Below are 22,074 nucleotides of genomic sequence, written 5' to 3' on the forward strand. Positions count from 1 at the left end.
AAAAAAGGCCTAGTTTCCCCTTGAGAGAAATTAGGCCTTCAGTTTGTCTGATCAGCTATACATTCTGTACCATTTTATATGCTATTAGTAATGCGGTATTTACATTATAGACAACCATTGTAAAATCGTCAAGTACATTTTACTAATCTTATGCGTAGGTTTTAGTCAGCCATTTCTTCCCTTCTACCAGTCTGGCAATAAGCATGGAACAGACTACATTGCCGGTAGAGTTCAGCAGCGTTGCCGGCGCATCGATAATGGTGCTGATGACTGCAATGATGGGCAGCACTTCCGGTGAAAACCCATAAACGCTGATAATCAGCATCTCACCGATCATACCGCCTCCCGGTATGGCTCCCATAACCGCTCCCACCAGAAAAGATACGCCCACAATGCCCATCCAGGTCGAGAAACTGCTCATATCCATACCGAAAAGCCCAAATAAAAATACGATCTTCAGAACCCCGCCGAACACAGAGCCGTCCTTATGAATGTTAGCGCCTAACGGAATAACGGTTTCCACCATATCTTTAGGTACGCCAATGGCCTTTGCCGACACCAAGTTAATCGGAATCGAAGCAGCGCTGGAGCAGGTGGCAATGGCTGTAACCGAGGGGGCTAACGCATTGCGCCAAAAAGCCTTTACCCCTTTCTTTCCTGCCGCAACATAGGCATACAAGGTAAAAAAGCCAAAATAATAGATAACTGTCAAAACCAAATAAGTAATAAAGGTCTTCAAATAGCCCTGCAGGATTTGGGTGCCCAGCTCACCCACCACATTAGCAAAATAAGCCCCCAAACCAATGGGTGCATAATACATAATCAGCTGGACTACCTTCATCATGACCTGGGTCGCTGCTGCCAGAAAAGTAGCCACCGGTTTCGCCGCTTCGCCCACCAGCGCGGTTGCCAGACCGGTCAACGCCGCCAGCACAATTAAAGGTAAAATATGAGATTTGGACAGCGCCAGCGGAAAATCCGATACCGTAAAGGTTTGCACCAGCTGTCCCAAAATGCCGGCCTGATTTGTTTTAGCCGGGCTGCTTTGCTCAGACTGAACTACATTTTGCAAGGTGGCGTAATTGATGCCCTCTGTCGGATTCATCAGTAATGCAACCCCGAGGCCAAACACAGCCGCAATCAACGCCGTAACAAAAAATACCAGAATAGTACTTCCCATAATTTTGCCCAGCCGGCTCATTTCTCCCATCGAAGCAATAGCCGACGCAATACTGAAAAACACCATCGGCACAATGATCATAAACAACAAGTTTAGAAACAAATCACCCAACGGCTTAAGAACAGAAGCCTCCGGTCCTAAAACCACCCCCACGGCTCCACCGATAAGAACCGAAGCCAGCAAAATGATGGAAAATAAATAATCCTTTAAAACTAATTTCACGATTACCAATCCTTTCGAAATACGTCTAACCTTATTTCGCCATAAAGCACCCAAGTCCTTGCCGCCGCTAACCGGGATAGCCGTTTTTTAAGCTTCAGGGCTATTTATATATATTATTCAGCTGCTGGGTCCTATGTCTTTAGACTTGGTGGACTACGGATGAAAGTTAGACATATTCAACCAAAAATTCCACAGTTTCGGCTTCCGCACAATCATCCACTATGTCCCGGATAAAATTAACCTGCCTGTCCAGCAAGGTGCTGCTGCTGCTCACCATAGCCACGCCGATCACCGCCCGCTGCCAGCAGTCCTGGAACCCGGTCTCGGCAACCGAGGCATTTAACCGTGAACGAATTCGCTGGGTAATACTTTTAATAATCTGCCGTTTTGCCTTGAGGGAACCCACATCAGGCAAAAACAGTTCGATAGTGCAGATAACAACCTTCATAACATCAGCCTCCGACAACCTGAATCGCCACCTTACGCCGCCGCGGCCCGTCAAATTCGCAAAAATAGATGCCTTGCCAGGTACCTAAATATAAGTCATTATCCACAACCGGTACGGTGACCGAACAACCGACCAGCGAACTTTTCACATGGGCCGGCGAATTTCCTTCCCCATGCTTATATGGAAGTTCAGGAACCATCCGGTCCAGTGCTGCCAGCATATCCTCCACCACATCCGGATCTGCATTCTCATTGATGGTTACCCCGGCTGTGGTATGGGGTACAAATACCTGGCAAATCCCCTGCCGGACCCGGCTGCGCCGGACACATTCCCTGACCTGGGCTGTAATTGTAATGAATCCCTCTGCCGGAGTTTCCAAAAAGAACTGCTCCATACTCTCTCCTCCTGTTACTTGTCTTGCGGTGTCTGCACCATGGCTTCCCGGAACTTGCCGGGGGAACAGCCGATATATTTTTTAAAGACCAGGATGAAATACTTATAATCATGGAAACCTACATGTTCACCAATTTCATACACTTTCCATTTGTCTTGCTTAAGCAGTTCCACTGCTTGCAGGACACGGTAGCGGTTTAAAAAATCATTAAAGGTGTAGTTTGTTTCCTTTTTGAACTTTGTATGTAAATAAGTGCTGGAAATACCATATTTTTCACTAAGGTCATTAATGGATATTTTCTGGCGATAGCAGGTCTTAATGTATTCCACCATCCTGGTGGTATATTTGCTTTTAGCGGTCTCCAGACTGTGGGAATCTATGATTTTATCAGTAGATATATGCTCCAGCGCCTCCATATATTTTCGCACTTTTCTATTGGCTTCAATTTTGTGGGTCAGCTTCTCCAGTGTTTGATAAAGGTGCTCAAAATCAACCGGTTTGAGCAGATATTCTGTGACATGAAGACTAATGGCCTTTTTCGCATATTCAAATTCACCATAACCGGAGATAATGATGGCCTCATATTCGTACTGGCCGATGCTTTCCTCCAGCATTTTCAGGCCATCCTTACAGGGCATTTTTACGTCGGTAATTACAATGTCCGGGCGGATTTCCCTGATCTTTTCCAGCCCCTCCTCGCCATCGGCGGCCTCACCGGCAACAACACAATTTACTTTCAGCCAGTCCACCATAAAGATAAGCCCTTTGCGGATGATGTCCTCATCTTCTACAACCAATACCTTATACATCGTCATCCTCCAATATAACCGGTACCTTGAGCAGTACCCGCATACCCTCCCCATCAACCGACTCAATGGTAAGCCCATATTCCTGGCCATACAGCAGCTGCGCCACCCGGTGAACATTATACAGGCCGATGCGTTTGGGCATTGCATTTTCATCATTCAGCACCGCCTGCAGTGCAGCCAGGCGGGCCGCATCCAGACCCGGGCCATCATCTTCAACACAAAGCACCAGCTGCTTAGCCTGCCTGCGGCCGGTAATGCGGATAGTTATCTTTTTGGAGTTCTCCAGCCCATGGATTATGCTATTTTCCACAATCGGCTGAATGAGCAGCTTAGGCACCTTGTACGGTAAAATGGTTTCCTCAATGTCGATGACATATTCCAGCCGCTGGTTATACCGCATTTTTTGCAGCAGCAGATAGTCCTGTACATAACCGATATCGGTCTGTAACGACACATGCGTACTGCCGTAATTGATGCTGTAGCGCATGAGATTGGCAAAGGCTACCACCAGCCTGGCGGCCTGCTCCGGGTTTATTAAGATTTCATAGCGCAGCGCTTCCATTACATTAAAGGCAAAATGAGGGTTGAACTGCCCTTCAAGGTGCTTAACCTCCATAAGGCGCTTGCGTTCGGCCATTTCATTGTTGCTCTGAAGCAGCTGCTGTACTTTAAGCATCATACTGTTGAAATTGTCATACAGCATTTGAAACTCGCTAAAGCTCTGCGACTTGATCCGGTAATCAATATTGCCTTGCCGGCATTCGTTGACGGCATAAAGCAGCTCGTCGATGGAGCTGAGATGTCTTGCTGTGATTTTATCTGCCAAAAAACGTATCAGCAGCAGCAGGAAACAACTGATGCCCAGGAGAAAAAATCCGCCAAACTGAACAATTTGCTGCTGCTGGGCAACAGAAAGCAGGGTTATGATTCTCATATTGCTGTCAGCCAGGGTATTGGCGGTAACGTGGTAAGGCTTTTCATCAAGAACAAGCGAGGATGCATCCCCGGGGTCGTCCTTATATTTGCCAAGCGAATCAATCAGCAGGTTATTGGTGGAAAAAATAACATTATTAAAGGCATCGGTTATGACAATAATATCGGCCTCCCGGTTACGCATAACAACCCCCAGGCTGTCTTCCTGCAGGCTGAAAACCAGATAGCCCACCGGCCTGCCGCCGTCCTGTACGGCTCTGATAAAGGTTATGTCCGACTTCTGACCATGGTCAAAAGGAATGTGAATCACACCGCTGTAAGTCATGTCCGGAGCACCGGCTAAGCGGGTTAACGCTTCCTGTACGGTTCTGTTGGTTAAAAACAGCAGCTGATTGGTTTTATAGAGATTGGTGGAGATTATCTCATGGTCCTGATTGAGCAGAACAAAATTGGCTTTAAGCTGCTGCGAGAGAGAAAACTCATATAATTGTTGGTTAACTTCCCGCAGATCAGCTTGTGCGGAAAAAGCATTTTTCAGCTCCGCATTTTCGGCAAAAGCCTTGATACCCTGTTGATAAACAGTCCACTGACCGGCAACAAAAGCGCTGACCGTCTGATTGCAGTCGGTGTTGGCCTTCACGACAAACAGCCGGTAATTCAGCAGCATGAATGCCAGAAATACAATGAACATCAGGCAGATCAACGCTACTATGTACCGGACAAATACGCGCTTCATATAGTCTTTAAAGGTTACGGCTTTTCCCATGTTTTCACCATTTCTTTTGCCGCCTGTGATGCCCGGCAGCGAGTGTTACTACTGATCATTATAAAACAGGGTCTCCAATAAGGAAACCCTGTTTTATCTGATGACTAACCGGTTACATGCTAATGTCCCGTCTGCCGGTAAGCCTGTAGAATATGAGTAAGGAAAGGATCGAAGTAATGGTAAGAATCGTGGAATAGGCCGAGGCATTGCCGTAGTTGCCGCGGATAACCTCGGTATAGATGGAAATAGTAAGTGTCTGCGTGCTGTTGGTGTAAAGAATAATGGAAGAACTCAGCTCGCTGATAATTGTTACCCAGCTCATAATCGCACCGGCCAGCACGCCGGGCATCATCATGGGCACTGTCACTTTGGTAAAGGTTTTCATTTCCGAAGCTCCCAGCGAAATGGCGGCCTCTTCCACACTGGGACTGATCTGCCCGATGACGGCGGTGCCTGACCGTACCGTATACGGCAAGCGGCGAATGGTAAAGGCAATGATCATAATCAGGGCCGTTCCGCTCAGCAGAATGGGCGGATTATTAAAGGCAAACAGGAAGGAAATCCCCAGCACCGAGCCAGGTATAATATACGGGAACATAGTAATGGTATCCAGGGTGCTGTTGAGCACATTCCGCTTGCGCACCGTAAGATAGGAAATCAGGATGCCCAGCAGGACAATGATGCTAATGCTGATAACGCCAAGCATATAGGTGTTCCAGATGACCTCATTATCTTTGGCAAACAGCGTCGCCTCATAGCTTTGCAAGCCAAAGCCGCCGGTAAATACCTGCCCGCCGTTGCTGTTTAAGAACGAAGTATAAATAACCACTGCCTGCGGCAAAATGGCCAGACCCACTACCAGGTAGACAAAGGCATGGGACAGCATATTTTTCATGCCGGTGGCCTGCTCGGCTGCCATCGGCTTGAGCGCAGTCATAGAGTACGTACTGCGGTTGGCCAAAAACCGCTGGGCGAAAAACATCAGGATGGTCAGCGTAATGATAATGACACAGAGGGCTGCGGCAAAGCCGTCGTCACCGCCAACCTCGCTCATAAATTGCGTATAAATCAGCACCGGCATGGTTTTAAAGCCTTCGCCAATCAGCATCGGTGTCCCAAAATCAGCAAAAACCCGCATGAAAACGAGCAGGGAGCTGGCAAGCAAAGTGGGCATGATCAGCGGGACAATAATCCGCATTATACGTTCAACCCTGCCGCACCCCAGACTCTCGGCCGCCTCGTTGAGCGAATTGTCCAGCCCTTTCAGCGCGCCGGAGACATACATATACACCAGCGGAAAGGACTGCAGGGTAAATACCAGCACAATGCCGGCAAAGCCGTAAATACCGTCAAAGGTGATGCCAAAGAGCTCATTAATCAAATTGGTTACCATGCCATTGCGGCCAAGCAGTTGAATCCAGGCATACGCCCCAATGAACGGCGGCGACAGATAGGAAATGACAATCAGAATATCCAGCAAGCTGCTGCCCTTGATTTTCACACTGCGCATCACATACGCCATCGGCAGTCCGATCATTGCGGCCAGCAGCGTGGAGCAGACAGTCACCTGAAAGCTGTTTACCAGCGTACTCCAGTAGAATTTCTTGGTAAAAAACTTCAATAAATAATCCAGGGTAAAGCTGCCGGAATGAGGGTCAACCACACTCTTGTACAGCACCAAGGCGAGGGGGTAGATAATAAAAACCAAAAATATCGCCAGAATGATCAGGCTAAAAGAAGTCCACATGGAAAAGCGCTTTTCACCGGAGTATCTCATTTGCTTTCACCCTTAATCAACGTGTTTTTACTTTCCTGATGAAATACATTGATCTTTTGCGGCTTTACCGCCAGATGAACGGGAGTGCCGTCGGCAATTGTTTCCTGTCCGTCCTGATCCTGAATGACTTCGAATTCCTGACCATTCTGCATGACGACAAAATAATGGGTATTCAGACCCAGAAATACGCTACTTTTGATTATTGCCGGCAAGCCTTCGCCGTTGGTGCTAAGCTGAAACTCTTCCGGCCGCACTGAAACCAGCACCGCTTGCCCGTCAGTCGCCGCCTCGTCAATATTATCCATGCGTACCCGGTAACTGTTGGCAAAATCAACAAAGGTCCCGCCGTTGCCACTCCGGACCAGCCTGGCCTCAAGGATATTGGAAAGGCCGATAAAGGAAGAAACAAATATATTGGCCGGGCGTTGATAGATATTTTTCGGGCTGTCAATTTGCTGGATGATGCCGTTATGCATAACCGCGATTCTGTCGGAAATAGCAAGCGCTTCCTCCTGGTCGTGGGTGACATACACGGTTGTGGTATTAATCTGCCGCTGAATACTTTTGATGGCATTGCGCATTTCCACCCGCAGTTTGGCATCCAGATTGGACAGCGGCTCATCCATCAATAAAACCTCCGGATGGATGACAATGGCCCTGGCCAAAGCCACGCGCTGCTGCTGTCCGCCGGAAAGCTGCGCCGGCATGCGGTCTTTCAGGTGATCAATTTTAACAATTTTTAAAATCCCGTCAACCTGCTGTTCAATATCCTTTTCGGGAATACGCCGCATTCTCAGGCCAAACGCTACATTATCCTTTACCGACATATGCGGGAAGATGGCGTAATTTTGGAAAACCATCCCCATATTGCGTTTGTCGGGAGAGATGTCGTTGACAATACGGCCGCCGACCTTAATCAGGCCGCCCTCTATCGAATTAAAGCCAATAATCATCCGTAATAACGTAGTCTTGCCACAGCCCGAAGGTCCTAACAGCGTGAAAAACTCTCCCGGTTCTATCTGTAATGACAATCCCTTGATAATGGTATCATTGCCATATTTTTTTACTACATTTTCAATATCGATTGAAACGCTCAACGCAATCCCTCCGGCTTAAAAGAATTTTACAACAGTGAAAAAAAGGGCCATTGCGCCTCAGACTTTAGCCGCAATGGCCCTTCGTGTCAGCTTCCGTACTTTATCACGACTAAGAAGGCAATTACTTTATAGTTTTTTCCAGATGTTTTGTCCACTGAGCGCTAATGGCGTTTTTGTTATTGGCAACCCAGCCTTCGTCATAATTGCTAAACAGTTTAATTGAATCCATCGGGGTCATGTACTTGGCAAGCTCCACATTCTTTCTCAGCGGACGGACCGTCAGCTCTTTACCGGCCTGCTCCTGGACTTTTTGTGAAAGCATATAGTCGACAAACTTCTTGGCATTTTCAGGATGTTTACAGCCCTTGATAATTTGCACCGATTCACCGGGGAAAATAGCCCCTTCTGTCGGGAATACCACCTTAACCGGTGCGCCGTTTTTAACATAATTGGCTGCCGGGTCTTCCCAGGTCAGCCCTACGGTATATTCGCCATCGGCGACACCTTTATGCACGCCGCCGGAGCTGTTAAGAATCTTGCCGTTAAGGTTGGCAATGAATTTATCCACAAAAGCCCAGGCCTCGTCTGACATGGGGTCGCCATTTTTGCCCTTGGCATACAGCATGGCCATCAGTGATTGGAAGGCCGAACTTGAGTTGGCAGGATCACCAAAAGCGATTTTCCCCTTCAGTTCAGGGTTGAGCAGGTCGTCAAAGCTCTCAATCCTGACATTGCCTGCTAAATTGGTATTAACGATAAACACGGTAGGGTCGGCAAAAGCCGCTGAAAAATAACCGGTTTTGTTCTTAAACGCATCCATCATGTTGGCATCTTCCTGAGACACATACTGCATAAACAAATCTTTTTGCGATTCCAGCATGGTTTGGTCGGCTGCCCATAAAATATCGCCCTGCGGATTATTTTTTTCCGAAGCAACACGTTTTACCAAAGGACCGGTACCGGCTACAATCACCTGAACCTTAATGCCGGTATCCTTTTCAAAGTTTGGAATCACAAGATTGTTTAAGCTTTCGCTGCGGGCAGTATAAACGGTCAATACTTTTTCTTCCTGCGTGGCAGCCGATTTGGATTTGTCCGCGGTATTGGAGCCGCAGCCAGTCAAAACTGAACCCAGCAAAGACATCGCGAGCACAACGGCTAATGCCTTTTTGAAACCTTTCATGCCTTCTCCTCCTTGATTATGTAAAATGGATAACATTCTGATAGTTTAATCATAGCATACTTAAACAGGTTGTCTATCCGACAAAAATTAAGTACCATCCAAAATTCATAACTGTTTTATAGAAGTACTAGCCGAGTCTCAAGACTTACTGAATAAAGAAAGCAGGTTTCAGTTTTGCACTGAATACCTGCTTATCTTGGAATATTGTTATCATTCCCTGCCAACTTTGGTGGTTTTAATTTGCGCCTCGCTTTTCAAAAAGGTTTTCTGCAAACCAGGTTCCAGCCTGTCAGTTGGTTTCAGATGGCCGATCAGCAACGGTGAATCCGGGTCGTGAAGCAGGTAGTTTTCATGGGGCAGCTGTGCGTTTTTATTGGCGTAACAATATTTGCAGCCGTTTAAGCAGCTATTCAGCGCACCCATATCCCGGCTTTCGATACAATGGCAGCCTTTGCGGAAGCCCTTGTGCTTGATGTCGCGGAATTGGAGGCCGTTTGCCTGCCCCAAAATGTCCAGCGTCACGCAGCCGGAAGTCTGAATACCATAGCGGGCATAGTTTTCTTCCGGGCCGCAGGTCTGCAAAATAAAGCCATACTTTGTGGCGATCCCGCCAATGCCCCGCGCGATTTCGTCCATTTCAGCGGCTGTTATGGTGATCAGTTCAGGCAGGTTTGTTTCGTGTTTCCTGTACATCTCCACAAAGCTGAATATGCAGCGGTCAATGCGCCCAGCCAGCCGTTTCGCCATGTGTTCAAAGGTTTCCAGATGCCTCGCTACGGTATAGCTCTCTGTGAGCAATATCGGGTCATAGCGCCAGGCGACGCGCTGCGCGCCCACAATATCGGCAAGAGCCAGCAACGTGTTCATGCTTGTATCTATATCGGGAATGCCTGGTTCAAGGTCCTTGCCATAGGCGGTGATGGTGTAGTAAAAATAGGTATTGAACCGCTCCGTGATTTCGTGGATACGTTCAAGGACAGGGGCATAATTTTTGGAGCCAAAGATCAGGCAATCAATCTTGTCCGGCGACAGCTCGTACCGCCTGACCGAATTGGGAAACAGGGAGTTCCGCGACAGGACATAGCCTTGCGCAAACCGCTTGAACATCCAATCCGAATAATAGTTAATAATATCCGTTCTGCCGCTGATGTTAAGAATCATAGTGTTAGAGTGCCGTACCCTTTTTAGGTACAAACAAGCGGGACATATCCACGCCCTCCAGTTCAAGCAGCTTAATCTTCATTGGAACGCCGCCGGCAAAACCCGTCAAACTGCCATTTGAACCAACAACCCGATGGCAGGGAACAATGATAGAGATAGGATTATGCCCGACTGCTCCACCCACCGCCTGGCTTGACATACTTTGCTTACCCATTTTTACAGCCATCTTTTTAGCAATGCCGCCATAGGTAATCACTTCGCCATACGGAATTTCGCGCAGGATATTCCATACCCCTTGACGAAATTCGCCGCCGATGGGAGCAAGCGGCAATTCGGAAATGCCTGGCTTTTCGCCGGCAAAGTATCTGTCCAGCCATTTTTTAGCCGTAGCAAACAGTGGAATGTCGTTCTTTTCCACCATGGCTTCAGGTATGGTATTCCCGTGGTACTTCTGGCCTTCCGTCCACAGGCCGACAAGATGACTGCCGTCGCCGTCACATGCAAGGGTGATGACTCCCAGGGGTGACAGGTATATCGTTTGATAATACATTTGCTGTTCCTCCTACAGTGTATTCCATAGATTGACGGTGGCATAGCTGCGCCAAGGCCGCCAGCTCTCCGCCATTTTGAGAAGCTCTTTCGCGGTGTAACCCGGCAGCGCATGCTTCACACCCGCATCGGTTTCAAGGAAAGAATCCGGCCATTCCATTGCCCGCATGGCAATATACTGTGCCGTCCAGCTTCCGATACCGCGAATCTGCATCAGCTTTTTCATTTCTGCTTCCGGCTGGGCGCAAAGATCGAAATTAACCTCACCTTGCGACAATACCCTTGCCAGTTCGTAAATCGTATTTGACCGCGCGGCAATAACACCTAACACCCCAAAATTTTCTGTTATGTTTTCGCCCATAGCTACTACAGCTTCGGGTGACGGGAAAATGTGGGTCAAGCCCTCTATCCCTGTTTGAATTGGAGTGCCGTGGTTTTTTACAACTCTTGCGGCCAAGGTGCTTGCCGCCTTTACGGTGATTTGCTGTCCAAGCACCGCCCGTACTGCCATTTCAAAGGCGTTAAAGCAACCGGGTACGCGGGTACCCAGAGTACAAAGGCCGGGGCGAAGGTCGTTCATGACCTGGAGGGTTTCATACACTGCGTTTGGGTCGCAGTATAAATCAAACAAATGCCGTACCCGCGCCAATACTTGCGGCAGCACAGGCAGCAGCGTTTCGCTTACGGTAACGTTCAATGCGTTCTTTTTGGGGTTGTGACCTACACTCACCCAGCCATACACTTGCTTTCCCCCGGCATTTTCCAAATGCACAGTTCGCATATATTCGCCGTCTTTTACGGCTTCTATCCCCGTAATTGCCCGCCCGGCGAGGAAATTCAGCATTTCTTCCCAAGGATAGGGCGGACGATAGCCTAAAGCCAACGTGACATTGCCGTTACGCCTTTTTTCGTGTGACATTCTTTTGCGCAATGCCGTGGGCGCAAGACTATAGTGTTTTTTGAAAAGGTCATTGAAGCGGCGGAGGCTGCCGAAGCCGGAAGCCATTGCCACATCGAGTACGGACAGATTTGTGTCTGTAAGCAGGTTTTTGGCAAGCAGCAATCGGCATGTTTGCAAATACTGAACCGGTGACACGTTGTATTCAGCCGTGAACACACGGCGCAAGTGCCTGTCAGTATACCCAAGCCGCCCGGCAAGTTCGTCCATACTTAGCCCACTGCTGCAGTTTTCTTCCAACATACGCGCCGCCCGATAGACCAGCTTGGCGGTGGCATCTGTGATTGAGGTGCCGGGAGCAAGCTCCGGCCGGCATAAAAGACAGGGGCGATACCCTGCCTGCTCCGCTTCCGCCGCCGTATGATAAAAGGTGCAATTTTCAGCTTTCGGTTGCTTGGCCCGGCACACCGGGCGGCAGTATATACCGGTGGACGATATGCCGACAAAAAAGCGCCCGTCAAAACGCGCATCCTTTGCCTTGAACGCGGTATACAAACCAGCGGTGTTTTCCACCATTGCTTTCGCCTCCCTGTCTGATACTATATTTAGTATATCATGCTTCCCAAAAATATCTGGCTATTTTCGGACATGGTTTTTTGATTCAAAAAAACCACCGCTGAAGGCTTCAAAGGAAAATGTGCTTGCTCCTACAGCAAAAAGAGCCTGTAAATAAATTACAGACTCTTTACTTATTTATTTCTACCGCAGGCTGTTTACAGCGTTCCTACCAAGTCAATGCTGGGACGTAAGGTTTCCTTGCCCGGAGCCCATCTTGCAGGGCACACCTGGTCACCATACTCGGCAACAAACTGAGAAGCCTGTACCCTTCTTAGCAGCTCATCGGCGTTTCTGCCTATGTTGCCGGCAAGTACTTCATAGGTAACAATTTTACCTTCCGGATTTACAACAAAGGTACCTCTTTCAGCCAGTCCGTCAGCTTCTATCATGACATCAAAATCTCTGGCCAACGCACCTGTCGGGTCGGCTAACATAGGAAATTTAATCTTTTGAATGGTTTGGGAAGCATCATGCCATGCCTTATGTACAAAGTGGGTATCGCAGGATACGGAAAAAATCTGGCAGTTAATCTTTGCGAATTCTTCATATTTATTGGCCAGGTCTTCCAGCTCGGTGGGGCATACAAAAGTAAAATCTGCCGGATAAAAGAAAAATACCGTCCATTTTCCCAGAATATCCTGTTTCGTAACCTCTTGGAAATCATTATTCACATATGCCTGAACCTTAAACTCACTGACTTCTTTTCCGATTAACGACATACTTTCGTCCTCCCTGTATTTGTATTATTTACATAGCAACCGGCTATGATTACACCCTGATTATAAAACCGGTTCTTTCACCGGCAGCCAGTATTTATGCATTTATACATTGATAATGATTACTATTTGATAATTATTATATATCCATTCTTTGCCTATGTCAAGCTCTTTTTTCTTTTATGTTTATTTGTTTGTCCTACAACACTTGTCCCAATGCTGCGGCCATTTTTACAGTATCACAAATTCCATGCTGTTTAATGATGGCTGTTATTTTATGCGAAAACCAGCTCATATGGCCAAAGAAGGCTGTATCTACAGTCTGAATGGCCAGTATTATTATTTCTTCATCCAGGGAACGCCGGTAGAAGGCGGCATACCCTGCCATAAATAACTGAATCGAAGCTAACAGCAGCAGCAGCATAGTGTAGCCGAAGACCGCTCCATTGAAAAAATAGATGTTGGTCGTCATAAAGTTGACTGCATAGTTCTCCAGTACATATTCATATTTGTCATACTCCCGGTCAATGAAGGTTTCTTTAATCCTCAGGTATTCTGCCAGGGAAAGCGTGTTACCATCAATAATGCCGCGGATTTTCTTTAAATTATCAATATACGGTTCCGTATAATCAGTATCAGCTTCCCCGATTCTGCTGATAAGAATTTCCTTCAGGATGCCTAAGGAATCCCGGATACTGGTTGCTGAAAAGTTTATGGTTTCGGTACATTCACTCAGCCGCAGGGATTCCTCCCCCAGTATCAGCAGCCGTTGTTTTAACGGCAGGCAGCGGTTTTGCAAACCCTTGATGGCCTTGGGTAAAAACTCAAAATATTTCTTTATAAGCTGTAGGTCATATTCATCGTCAGAGGAAAGTTCATAGTGGTAATTATTGGGGAGTATTAAGTCAGTAAGTTTTTCATCACTGAAAGTAATTTTATTTTGGCTGATAATGGTTTTAATGGCTTCACGGCAAAGAAAGACCAACGAAATTTCAAGGCCCCGTGTGCTTACACCGATGATTCGCGGATAGGTTTTGCAGGCGTCAGGCAAATATTCGTAACCATACTGCAAATTGATATGGCATAAGTTGTTTTTATTTAAAAATGAACATTGATTGCCGCTACATTTTAACTGTTTTACCTGCCTGGGAGTTGTACATAGATTGCTTGCAATATCCTCGATTCCCTCGCCGGTTATTTTTGCCAAAGTACCTTCATCCACGGCAAGGTATGAATCCCAGACTTTATTTCTGTAACAACAGTAGCCACAGGCGCGGCATCTGAAGGCTCTGACATGTGATCCAATCATGGTTTCTCCTTCTATTATCTTTCTTGCAAAATATCTTTATACCATATTTTAACTATTCTAGCTAAATCCTACAAAATCCTTGTTGCTTATATTGACATCAATACTATTCACTGCTATACTGTCAATAAATTTCATAATTTTGGTTGATCAGAAAGCTGAAGACCTAAAAGCCATTTCGATGGTTTCTTAGGTTTCAGCTTTTTTTGATTTTACCAGACTGCACTGCCAAACCAGCAAGCTTCAATATCCCTGGAAGCTAATTTGAAAAGGAGTGAAAACTATGACTGACCCCATATTATCCCCGCAAGAACAACGTATTCAGGCCGAGATAGCAGGCCAGCAGATATTGCATACCCGTCAAAAAACTAACGCTATATTGCATACATTTAAAAATACCCGGCCGCGCATTGACATAGAACGAGCCAAATACTTTACTCAATCTTTTCGTCGAACTGAAGGAGAACCACTGCTGCTCCGCTGGGCAAAAGCATTAAAACACATTGCAGAAAATATCACGGTTTATATTGACGATCATCAACTGCTTGTTGGCCGCTCAGGGTCGCAAGGGCGATACGGCATCTTATATCCGGAACTTGACGGCGATTTTCTCGGCTTAGCTATTGAGCAAATACCTAACCGGGTTGAATCACCTTTCAATATTTCCGAGGATGATTCCCGTACTATTATTGAAGAAATAGCTCCTTATTGGCAAGGAAAGACCTTTCATGAAAATTTGGCCAAAACACTGCCGGCAGAAACCCTGAAATATACTTATGACCCCAAGGATCCGCTAAAGTCGCGTTTCATTGTCAATGAAACCGCTTCCTTTCGCTCCTCTATTCAGTGGGTACACGATTATGAAAAGGTTTTAAAACGAGGTTTCAAAGCTATAAAAAACGAGGCTGAACAAAAACTGGCGCAATTAGATCCGCTAAGTTCAGTTGATACAATGGAAAAGGCCCCTTTTCTCCAGGCAATAATTATCATCTGCGACGCTATTGTTCTTTGGGCTAACAGGCACGCCCGGCTTGCTGAAGCTCTCGCAGAAAAAGCAGAGAATCTTTCACGCCGAGAGGAACTGCTAAAGATTGCCGAAATCTGCCGCCGGGTGCCTGAGCATCCTGCCCGTAATTTTCACGAGGCGATGCAGGCGCAGTGGTTTACCCAGATGTTTTCCCGTATGGAACAAAAAACCGGCACCATCATATCCAATGGCCGCCTGGATCAATATTTGTTTCCTTATTATCAACAGGACCTTGCAGCCGGCATAATAACAGATGCTGACGCTTTACAGCTTTTTGAATGCATGTGGCTGGCAATGGCTCAGTTTACCGACTTGTACCTTTCGCCGACAGGCGGAGCCTTTAACGAGGGTTATGCTCATTGGGAAGCCGTCACCATTGGCGGACAAACGCCTGACGGACTGGACGCCACCAATGAATTGACCTATCTTATTTTACGTTCCAAGCGCGAGTTTCCGCTCCATTATCCAGACCTCGCGGCCCGCATTCATGGACGGGTATCTGCCCGTTACCTTTATGAAGTAGTGGAAACCATTAAGGAAGGTTCCGGATTTCCGAAGTTAATCAATGACGAAGAAGTTGTCCCCCTGTTACTGGCTAAAGGAGCCTCTTTTGAAGAAGCTTACGATTATGCTGTATCCGGCTGCTCTGAGTGCCGTATGCCCAACCGGGATACGTACACCAGTCCTTGCGCCTATATTAACTTCCCGGCAGCTGTGGAAATGACCCTGTATAACGGCAAAATGAAACTGTATGGCAATGAGCAAATAGGACTGAAAACAGGCGATCCCAGAACTTTTGCGCACTGGGAAGAATTTTGGCAAGCGTATCTGGCACAGCATATCAACTTCTTGAAACATGCCTTTATTCAACAGCATGTTATCATTAATTTACGGGCAAAACACTTTGCCTGGCCGTTAGGTTCGGCACTGCATGATTTGTGCATGAAAACCTATAAAGACATCCATTCGCCGGTAATCGAAGGCGGAATTGATTTAGGCTATTTTGAATTCATGGGCTATGGCACAGTGGTAGATTCGCTGGCAGCCATAAAAAAACTGGTTTATGAAGAAAAGAAACTGACCATCCTTGAGCTGCTGGAGGCAATAGAGCATAATTTTGAGGGTTATGAGGCTACCCGCCAATTATTACTCCATGCCCCCAAGTACGGTAATAATGATGCCTATGCAGATACCATAGCCAAAGAACTTGACCGCCAGTGCCTTGAATTTACGCGAAAGTATTCCAAAGAATTAGGAGTTCACCTGGATCTCCGGTTAGTACCGTTTACCTCGCATGTTCCCTTCGGTAAAGTAGTTAGTGCAACCCCGAACGGCAGAAAAGCCTACACTCCGCTTTCTGACGGTTCTTCCTCCTCCCAGGGTGCTGATACCAGTGGTCCAACTGCCGTTCTTCTCTCTAACTATGCTTCAAAAAACTTTGGCTACCGTGAACGTGCAGCAAGATTGTTAAATGTTAAGCTAAGTCCTGCTTGCATTGCCGGCGAGGAAGGCACCGATAAATTAGCAGCCTTTATTCGAACCTGGTGTGATCTTAAACTTTGGCATTTGCAGTTCAATGTAATTAACCGCGAAACCTTGCTTGCCGCAAAAAAAGAACCGGACAAATACCGTAATCTCATTGTTCGCATTGCAGGCTACAGCGCCTATTTTACCGACCTATCTCCTGATTTGCAGGACGACCTTATCGCCAGAACCGAACATACCTCTTTATAAACAATAAAAACCCTAGCCACTGCTAGGGTTTTTATTGTTTAGCGCCAATCTATGCCAACTTGTCTAATGCCTGCTGAAAATCCGCTTCTAAGTCTTCAAAGTCTTCTAAGCCCACACTAATCCGGATCAAATCATCATAGGCGCCGGCATTAATCTTTTCCGCTTCCTGACTGGCAGCATAAATGGTAGACGCCGGATGGATAACCAGTGTGCGCGTATCTCCGATATTCGCAAGATTTGCCGCATATGTCAGGCTGTTGATCACTGCAAAAGCATTGTCCTTGGTTCCGACCCGGATCGTTAACATCGCCCCGAATTTACCGTTGAACTGTGCTTTCGCCACCTGGTAATACGGACTGTCTTCCAGCCCGGGATAATTTACCGTTTTCACCTTGGCGCAGGAGCGCAAACTGACAGCCAGTTTATAAGCAGTTTCACAGGCACGTTCCATTCTAAGCCCAAGAGTCTCCATGCCAATACTGGTCAGGTACGCATTAAAAGGTGACATACAGGCCCCGAAATCTTTAAATATTCCTTTGCGCAGTTTGGCTAAATAGGCAAACCGGCCAAATTTTTCGTACTCTTTAAATGCCGGAAACTTATCATAATTCCATTTGCGTTTACCGCTGTCGATAATAATGCCGCCAATTGAATTGCCGCTGCCGTTTATATATTTCGAAGTGGAATGAATAACAACATCTGCGCCTAACTTAATCGGCTTGACCAAAAATGGTGTCGTAACGGTATTATCAACAACCAGAAGAATCTCATGCTGATGAGCAAGCTCTGCCAGCGCGGCAATATCGGGCACATCCAGCTTGGGATTGCCAATGGTCTCGATAAAAATAACTTTTGTCCTGGGCGAGATGCAGGCGGCAAAGCTTTCTATCCTGTTATCAGCTGCATACTGTGTGGTGATATTGAATTCCTCAAGGCAATGGAATAAGGAAGTAGTGCCGCCGAAAATACCACTGCTGGCCACAACCTCGTCCCCGCTTTTAACAAGATTCAAAATAGCCAGGGTGACAGCCGCCATCCCCGAAGCACAGGCGATAGCGCCAATTCCGCTCTCTAAGGCGGCAACCCGTTGTTCAAAGGAATCAACACTGGGATTATTAAGGCGAGTATAGACAAAACCTGGTTTTTTCCCGTTAAATACAGCCTCTAAATCCTCTGCCGTCTGATGAGCAAAAGCAGATGACTGATATATGGGCGTTAAGGTAGCCCCGTTTTTTTCTTCAGGCGCATGAGCACTATGCAGCAGCGAGGTATTGAATTTCATTCTAACCCGCCCTTCTCCACTATCACCGTATAGGTTGCGTCCCCGTTCTTGTCCACCTGATGTACCTTATGCCCTTCTTCCTTAAGGCTGCGCGGAACATTGCCGATAGGCTCGCCTTCATTCATTTTTATCGCCAGCAGCTGGCCGTCCTCAAGTTCTTCCAGTGCCACTTTCACCTTGACAAAGGTCATCGGACAGACGACATCAGTAATATCAACAAAAGCATCTGCTTTGCCCACTATAATACCTCCTTCAGTTTTATCTGGAATGCATCCCAGCCAACCCGGTCAAGGGTATTGCGAAAACGTTCGCTGGGTTTGCCGTTATCTGCAAAAAACTGCAAAGCGGTTTCCACAATCACGTGGAGCTTATCTTCTTCAAACACAATGGGTATAGTCTGTTTGCCGATAGCGATCCGGTTGCCAAACAAACCGCCGAAAGAAACGATAAAGCCGCTCTTTCCGTCCCAGGCGTCTACCGGGCAGGATTTATTGCATTTGCCGCAATAAGTACAGGCAGCTTGCTTAAATTCAAGTTTTCGTTCTTCTTTGGCGACCGCAATGACTTTAGCCGGACAGACTGCTTCGCACAATCCGCAAAAAGTACATTTGCTGTCTTGCCAAATAGGCAAGATACCGCCTTTTACTCCCAGATCATTTTCTTCCGCCTTTAGGCAGTTATTAGAACAGCCGGTAATGCCCAGTTTAAATTTGTGGGGCAGTTCCCGGGCATAGTACCGCTTGTCAAATTCCTGCGCCAGGGCAGCCGTGTCAATATTGCCGCTTGGGCAAACGGCCGATCCCTGACAGGCCGTAATGGTCCGTACTCTGGGTCCGCAGGCTCCCGGCTGCAGCCCGGCTTCATGTAACTCTTTTTTTATCACTTCAATATCTTCCAGTTTGACAAATGGGATCTCGATGCTTTGGCGCGAGGTCATATGAACATAGCCCTGCCCGTACTGTTCAGCAAGCTCATACACCTTTTTCAACTGCCCGGCTTTAATCTGCCCGCCAACAATCCTGAGCCGCAAGGAAAATCTATCTTTTTGAATCTGGCGCATGAAACCGCCTTTTTTTAATGCTTTATAATCTACCTGTGCCATAGTTATTCCTCCCCGATTATTTTTATTTCTTCTTCAGCAACCAGACCTTGTTGTATCCGGAAGCTCTTTAATACCGGCTGCTCACGTTCCAGCAGAGAAATAATAAAATAACTGACCTTAGGATCAAAAGCTAAGCGTTTATCTTCTGCCGAAGGGCGGGCAGGCGACGCCGGATGGCTGTGGTAATTGCCCAGCATGCTCCACCCTTGTTTGCGCATATCTTTAACGGCGGCAAACTGTTCTTTCGGATCCATGGAAAAATGTTCCGGACTATTATCCATATTGGTCAGCGGATAAATTCCCTTTACAACGCTATTGCCGTTTTCGTCTATCGTTCCGCCCAACAGTCCGCAAGCTTCCACCGGAAGCTGCTCCAGCGCCTGCCGGACAATTTTTTTGTAATCTTGCTTTTGTAAAATAATCAACACAACCACCCTAGCATCAAATTCCGCGTTTTTCTTACTTTTTTACTTCACACACTGCTTGCTCGTAGTCAATTAACCCGGTAATACAGGGGGTTTTACCGCACACCTGACATTTTTCGTTATATGGCAGTTTAATTTTTCTAAAGTTCATATGTAATGCATCATATGTCAGCAGCTGCCCTGTAAGAAGTTCGCCTACCCCGAGAATATATTTAATTGCTTCTGTTGCCTGAATCGTTCCGATGATGCCGCCCATTACCCCCAGCACCCCGGCCTGTTTGCAGGTAGGCACAGCATCGGGCGGCGGCGGATTATTGAAAATACAGCGATAACAGGGGCCCTGACCGGGAACATAGGTTAAGGTTTGCCCCTCAAAACGGATAATACCGGCATGAGAAAATGGTTTCTTTGCCAAAACACAGGCATCGTTAATCAAAAATTTAGCCGGAAAATTATCAGTGCCGTCAATGATGAAATCATAATCCTGATCCCTGATAATATCGATAATGTTGCCGGAATTAACCCATTCCTGATAAGTAACAACCTTAACGTCAGGATTCATTTCCTCAATGGTCTCCTTGCCGGAGATAACCTTGGGTTTGCCAATATCCTTGGTCTGATGGATGATTTGCCGCTGCAAATTAGACAGCTCAACCGCATCAAAATCCACCAAGCCAATAGTGCCGGTTCCCGCGGCGGCTAAAAAAACCGCTGCCGGCGCGCCCAGGCCGCCGGTGCCGATGATAAGCACCTTGCCGCCCAGTAATTTTTTTTGTCCCTTTACTCCCACCTGTTTTAGGATGATATGGCGTGAATACCGTTCCAGCTGCTCATTAGTAAAGTCCATGCGCACCGCCTCCCATGAAATACAGAAATTCAACAACATCGCCTTCATGCAGCAAGGTACTTTCGAACCCGTCCCGGTCAACAATTTCATCATTAAGCTGTACGGTTACATAGTTCGCCATTTCGACTTTTTGCGTTTCCAGCAGTCGCTGTATACTAATTTTTTCTTCAACCACTGCATCTTCACCATTTATTTTGATTTTCATAGCTGCTGCCCCCTTGTATAATCGCACTGTCCCTATATTCCAAAAGTATAGCCTAGTTCAAACGCCCGGCTATTTTGTTCAATGAGTTTAGGAATCCTTGCCGCCAGCGCCTTCAGAAAATTTTCTTTACTGATTGCCCCCTGCAATTGTTGTCCCAGCCTGCCAAGAAAAATGATATTGGCGAAAATTTCCCGTCCTAATTCTTTTACGGCAATATCCCTGGCCGGAAGCGGGCTATGCTGAACACCTGCTCCCTGAATCGGCTCGATGTATCCCGGATCAAAAATAATGGTACCATGCTGTACTAAGGAACCAAATTTGGTATAGGCCGATTTTGACATTGCACAAAAATAGTCCGGGGTTTCTACTACAGGACTGTCAATGGGTGAACCTGACAGCACAATTTGACTGCGGACATAACCGCCTCTGGTTTCAGTCCCATGGCTTATCAGCATAGTAGTGAACAGTTCTTCATAGACTGCCGCGGTACTGAGAATCTGGCCAAGCAGAACAACGCCCTGCCCCCCAAAACCGCTGACCAATATTTCTGTTCGGTTCATGTTACCCCTCCCCGCGCACAGCCGCTGTAAATTTTCTCATTTGCTCCGAAAACTCCGGACGCTCTATGGCGGCCTGATAATAGATGCCTGTTGTAAAGGCAATTCCCTCGATATTTTGTTCCGGATCAGGATTGGTCCGCTCTTTCAGCCACCGGTAAGCCATAACCGGCTTGCGTGAGCCCAAGGCTTTACCGGCATAGTTGGTTATACACGGATAAGCTATGTGTACCAAAGAAAAACCCTTATATTGAATAGCCCTCTTGATACTTTCCACTGCATTCTGGCCTTCAACACTGGTATGCCTGGCTAAAAAGCCGGCACCGGCTGCCCGCAAAACCTCCAGAATATCCCGTCCGTCCTGTACCCAGTTGGGATCCTGCATGCCATAAGGACTGCTGTCTGTTACCGAACCCTTAGGGGTGGTGTAGCCATATTGGCCGCCAGTCGACTGATAGCCAAAATTATCGGCTACAATGACAGTCATATCTACATTTCTTCGCACACAATGCAGCAGGTGTAATAAGCCAATGCCAAAGGCATCACCATCACCGGCTGTGATTATCATTTTTTTCTCAGGCGGCAGCGCCAGCCGCAGCCCGGTGGCGATGGCATATACCCGCCCGTGAGTACCGGCAAAATTATCCCCTTTCCAGGTGTTAAACGTCTGCCGCCCGGCGCAGCCAATGCCTGTTCCCCACACAATGTCGCCGGTTGTAAGTGCCAGCTCATCAATAGCCAAGAGTATTTTTTTATGAACCTGCCCCAGGCCGCAGCCACTGCAAGCGGTACTCGGTATTTTTTTCGACTTCAGGTATTTTGTTGCTAAATAGTCCAT

22 protein-coding genes are annotated in these 22,074 nt (G+C 47.1%); 1 reads left to right on the top strand and 21 read right to left on the bottom strand.

Features of this window, described 5'->3' with window-relative positions; genetic code table 11:
• Positions 1-148 precede the first annotated feature (148 nt).
• The 13 genes from GT1_RS11460 to fliB all read right to left on the bottom strand — a co-directional run bounded on the left by GT1_RS11460 (position 149) and on the right by fliB (position 14,060).
• Positions 149-1,402, bottom strand: a complete 1,254-nt coding sequence (locus tag GT1_RS11460; protein ID WP_188398820.1) for a dicarboxylate/amino acid:cation symporter — start codon at positions 1,400-1,402, stop codon at positions 149-151.
• A gap of 166 nt (positions 1,403-1,568) precedes the next feature.
• Positions 1,569-1,850, bottom strand: a complete 282-nt coding sequence (locus GT1_RS11465) for a DUF503 domain-containing protein (RefSeq protein ID WP_188398821.1) — start codon at positions 1,848-1,850, stop codon at positions 1,569-1,571.
• Between the two features lie 4 nt (positions 1,851-1,854).
• Positions 1,855-2,244 carry a secondary thiamine-phosphate synthase enzyme YjbQ gene (locus GT1_RS11470; protein WP_188398822.1) on the bottom strand — a complete coding sequence of 130 codons (390 nt, stop codon included), beginning with the start codon at positions 2,242-2,244 and terminating at the stop codon, positions 1,855-1,857.
• 14 nt (positions 2,245-2,258) lie between these two features.
• Entirely contained in the window at positions 2,259-3,053 is a 795-nt protein-coding gene (locus GT1_RS11475) for a response regulator (RefSeq protein WP_188398823.1), read from the bottom strand.
• A complete protein-coding gene (locus GT1_RS11480) occupies positions 3,046-4,752 on the bottom strand; it encodes a sensor histidine kinase (protein ID WP_188398824.1) in 1,707 nt (568 codons plus the stop codon). Before GT1_RS11480 ends, GT1_RS11475 begins: the two co-directional genes overlap by 8 nt.
• A 112-nt stretch (positions 4,753-4,864) precedes the next feature.
• Positions 4,865-6,529 carry an iron ABC transporter permease gene (locus GT1_RS11485; protein ID WP_188398825.1) on the bottom strand — a complete coding sequence of 555 codons (1,665 nt, stop codon included), beginning with the start codon at positions 6,527-6,529 and terminating at the stop codon, positions 4,865-4,867.
• Complete coding sequence (locus GT1_RS11490) at positions 6,526-7,626, bottom strand: ABC transporter ATP-binding protein (protein WP_188398826.1); 1,101 nt, start codon at positions 7,624-7,626, stop codon at positions 6,526-6,528. Before GT1_RS11490 ends, GT1_RS11485 begins: the two co-directional genes overlap by 4 nt.
• A 121-nt stretch (positions 7,627-7,747) precedes the next feature.
• The gene (locus GT1_RS11495; protein WP_188398827.1) at positions 7,748-8,809 is read right to left on the bottom strand and encodes an extracellular solute-binding protein; all 1,062 of its coding nucleotides are present in this window, start codon (positions 8,807-8,809) and stop codon (positions 7,748-7,750) included.
• Positions 8,810-9,019: 210 nt separating this feature from the next.
• The gene (locus tag GT1_RS11500) at positions 9,020-9,970 is read right to left on the bottom strand and encodes a DUF1848 domain-containing protein (protein ID WP_188398828.1); all 951 of its coding nucleotides are present in this window, start codon (positions 9,968-9,970) and stop codon (positions 9,020-9,022) included.
• A 4-nt stretch (positions 9,971-9,974) separates the two neighbouring features.
• The gene (locus GT1_RS11505; protein ID WP_188398829.1) at positions 9,975-10,520 is read right to left on the bottom strand and encodes a methylated-DNA--[protein]-cysteine S-methyltransferase; all 546 of its coding nucleotides are present in this window, start codon (positions 10,518-10,520) and stop codon (positions 9,975-9,977) included.
• Between the two features lie 12 nt (positions 10,521-10,532).
• Positions 10,533-11,993 carry a DNA-3-methyladenine glycosylase 2 family protein gene (locus GT1_RS11510; protein WP_188398830.1) on the bottom strand — a complete coding sequence of 487 codons (1,461 nt, stop codon included), beginning with the start codon at positions 11,991-11,993 and terminating at the stop codon, positions 10,533-10,535.
• 197 nt (positions 11,994-12,190) lie between these two features.
• Positions 12,191-12,754 carry an alkyl hydroperoxide reductase subunit C gene (gene ahpC, locus GT1_RS11515; protein WP_188398831.1) on the bottom strand — a complete coding sequence of 188 codons (564 nt, stop codon included), beginning with the start codon at positions 12,752-12,754 and terminating at the stop codon, positions 12,191-12,193.
• A 196-nt stretch (positions 12,755-12,950) separates the two neighbouring features.
• The gene (fliB, locus tag GT1_RS11520; RefSeq protein ID WP_188398832.1) at positions 12,951-14,060 is read right to left on the bottom strand and encodes a flagellin lysine-N-methylase; all 1,110 of its coding nucleotides are present in this window, start codon (positions 14,058-14,060) and stop codon (positions 12,951-12,953) included.
• A 280-nt stretch (positions 14,061-14,340) separates the two neighbouring features.
• Here fliB and GT1_RS11525 point away from each other — a divergent pair, with 280 nt between their 5' ends.
• A complete protein-coding gene (locus tag GT1_RS11525; RefSeq protein WP_188398833.1) occupies positions 14,341-16,818 on the top strand; it encodes a glycyl radical protein in 2,478 nt (825 codons plus the stop codon).
• A gap of 49 nt (positions 16,819-16,867) precedes the next feature.
• Here the strand turns inward: GT1_RS11525 and GT1_RS11530 are convergent, their stop codons facing one another.
• Genes GT1_RS11530 through GT1_RS11565 form a run of 8 tightly spaced genes read right to left on the bottom strand, consistent with a single transcriptional unit; the run spans position 16,868 to position 22,074 of the window.
• Positions 16,868-18,100 (bottom strand): O-acetylhomoserine aminocarboxypropyltransferase/cysteine synthase family protein, encoded by a 1,233-nt coding sequence (locus GT1_RS11530; protein ID WP_188398834.1) that lies wholly within the window; start codon positions 18,098-18,100, stop codon positions 16,868-16,870.
• Positions 18,097-18,339, bottom strand: a complete 243-nt coding sequence (locus GT1_RS11535; RefSeq protein ID WP_223226195.1) for a sulfurtransferase TusA family protein — start codon at positions 18,337-18,339, stop codon at positions 18,097-18,099. Before GT1_RS11535 ends, GT1_RS11530 begins: the two co-directional genes overlap by 4 nt.
• Positions 18,339-19,202 (bottom strand): 4Fe-4S binding protein, encoded by an 864-nt coding sequence (locus GT1_RS11540; RefSeq protein ID WP_188398835.1) that lies wholly within the window; start codon positions 19,200-19,202, stop codon positions 18,339-18,341. The genes GT1_RS11535 and GT1_RS11540 overlap by 1 nt, the downstream gene beginning before the upstream one ends.
• Before the next feature lie 2 nt (positions 19,203-19,204).
• Positions 19,205-19,630, bottom strand: a complete 426-nt coding sequence (locus GT1_RS11545; RefSeq protein ID WP_223226196.1) for a M67 family metallopeptidase — start codon at positions 19,628-19,630, stop codon at positions 19,205-19,207.
• Positions 19,631-19,661: 31 nt separating this feature from the next.
• Positions 19,662-20,474, bottom strand: coding sequence for a molybdopterin-synthase adenylyltransferase MoeB (locus GT1_RS11550; protein ID WP_075757484.1), 813 nt, complete (start codon positions 20,472-20,474; stop codon positions 19,662-19,664).
• Positions 20,461-20,679: a sulfur carrier protein ThiS gene (gene thiS / locus GT1_RS11555; RefSeq protein WP_075757483.1), complete on the bottom strand. Its 219-nt coding sequence runs from the start codon at positions 20,677-20,679 to the stop codon at positions 20,461-20,463. Before thiS ends, GT1_RS11550 begins: the two co-directional genes overlap by 14 nt.
• Before the next feature lie 32 nt (positions 20,680-20,711).
• Positions 20,712-21,239: a 2-oxoacid:acceptor oxidoreductase family protein gene (locus GT1_RS11560; protein WP_075757482.1), complete on the bottom strand. Its 528-nt coding sequence runs from the start codon at positions 21,237-21,239 to the stop codon at positions 20,712-20,714.
• Position 21,240: 1 nt separating this feature from the next.
• Entirely contained in the window at positions 21,241-22,074 is an 834-nt protein-coding gene (locus tag GT1_RS11565) for a thiamine pyrophosphate-dependent enzyme (protein WP_188398837.1), read from the bottom strand.

The sequence above is a fragment of the Sporomusa sp. GT1 genome, assembly GCF_014634905.1.
Classification (GTDB): domain Bacteria; phylum Bacillota; class Negativicutes; order Sporomusales; family Sporomusaceae; genus Sporomusa; species Sporomusa sphaeroides.

What these genes read in the sequence shown, in the direction of transcription:
- GT1_RS11465 (WP_188398821.1), bottom strand. Translation starts at nt 1,850, where the DNA reads ATGAAGGTTGTTATCTGCACTATCGAACTGTTTTTGCCTGATGTGGGT.
- GT1_RS11470 (WP_188398822.1), bottom strand. Translation starts at nt 2,244, where the DNA reads ATGGAGCAGTTCTTTTTGGAAACTCCGGCAGAGGGATTCATTACAATT.
- GT1_RS11475 (WP_188398823.1), bottom strand. Translation starts at nt 3,053, where the DNA reads ATGTATAAGGTATTGGTTGTAGAAGATGAGGACATCATCCGCAAAGGG.
- GT1_RS11480 (WP_188398824.1), bottom strand. Translation starts at nt 4,752, where the DNA reads ATGGGAAAAGCCGTAACCTTTAAAGACTATATGAAGCGCGTATTTGTC.
- GT1_RS11485 (WP_188398825.1), bottom strand. Translation starts at nt 6,529, where the DNA reads ATGAGATACTCCGGTGAAAAGCGCTTTTCCATGTGGACTTCTTTTAGC.
- GT1_RS11495 (WP_188398827.1), bottom strand. Translation starts at nt 8,809, where the DNA reads ATGAAAGGTTTCAAAAAGGCATTAGCCGTTGTGCTCGCGATGTCTTTG.
- GT1_RS11500 (WP_188398828.1), bottom strand. Translation starts at nt 9,970, where the DNA reads ATGATTCTTAACATCAGCGGCAGAACGGATATTATTAACTATTATTCG.
- GT1_RS11505 (WP_188398829.1), bottom strand. Translation starts at nt 10,520, where the DNA reads ATGTATTATCAAACGATATACCTGTCACCCCTGGGAGTCATCACCCTT.
- GT1_RS11510 (WP_188398830.1), bottom strand. Translation starts at nt 11,993, where the DNA reads ATGGTGGAAAACACCGCTGGTTTGTATACCGCGTTCAAGGCAAAGGAT.
- ahpC (WP_188398831.1), bottom strand. Translation starts at nt 12,754, where the DNA reads ATGTCGTTAATCGGAAAAGAAGTCAGTGAGTTTAAGGTTCAGGCATAT.
- fliB (WP_188398832.1), bottom strand. Translation starts at nt 14,060, where the DNA reads ATGATTGGATCACATGTCAGAGCCTTCAGATGCCGCGCCTGTGGCTAC.
- GT1_RS11525 (WP_188398833.1), top strand. Translation starts at nt 14,341, where the DNA reads ATGACTGACCCCATATTATCCCCGCAAGAACAACGTATTCAGGCCGAG.
- GT1_RS11530 (WP_188398834.1), bottom strand. Translation starts at nt 18,100, where the DNA reads ATGAAATTCAATACCTCGCTGCTGCATAGTGCTCATGCGCCTGAAGAA.
- GT1_RS11540 (WP_188398835.1), bottom strand. Translation starts at nt 19,202, where the DNA reads ATGGCACAGGTAGATTATAAAGCATTAAAAAAAGGCGGTTTCATGCGC.
- GT1_RS11550 (WP_075757484.1), bottom strand. Translation starts at nt 20,474, where the DNA reads ATGGACTTTACTAATGAGCAGCTGGAACGGTATTCACGCCATATCATC.
- thiS (WP_075757483.1), bottom strand. Translation starts at nt 20,679, where the DNA reads ATGAAAATCAAAATAAATGGTGAAGATGCAGTGGTTGAAGAAAAAATT.
- GT1_RS11560 (WP_075757482.1), bottom strand. Translation starts at nt 21,239, where the DNA reads ATGAACCGAACAGAAATATTGGTCAGCGGTTTTGGGGGGCAGGGCGTT.
- GT1_RS11565 (WP_188398837.1), bottom strand. Translation starts at nt 22,074, where the DNA reads ATGGACTATTTAGCAACAAAATACCTGAAGTCGAAAAAAATACCGAGT.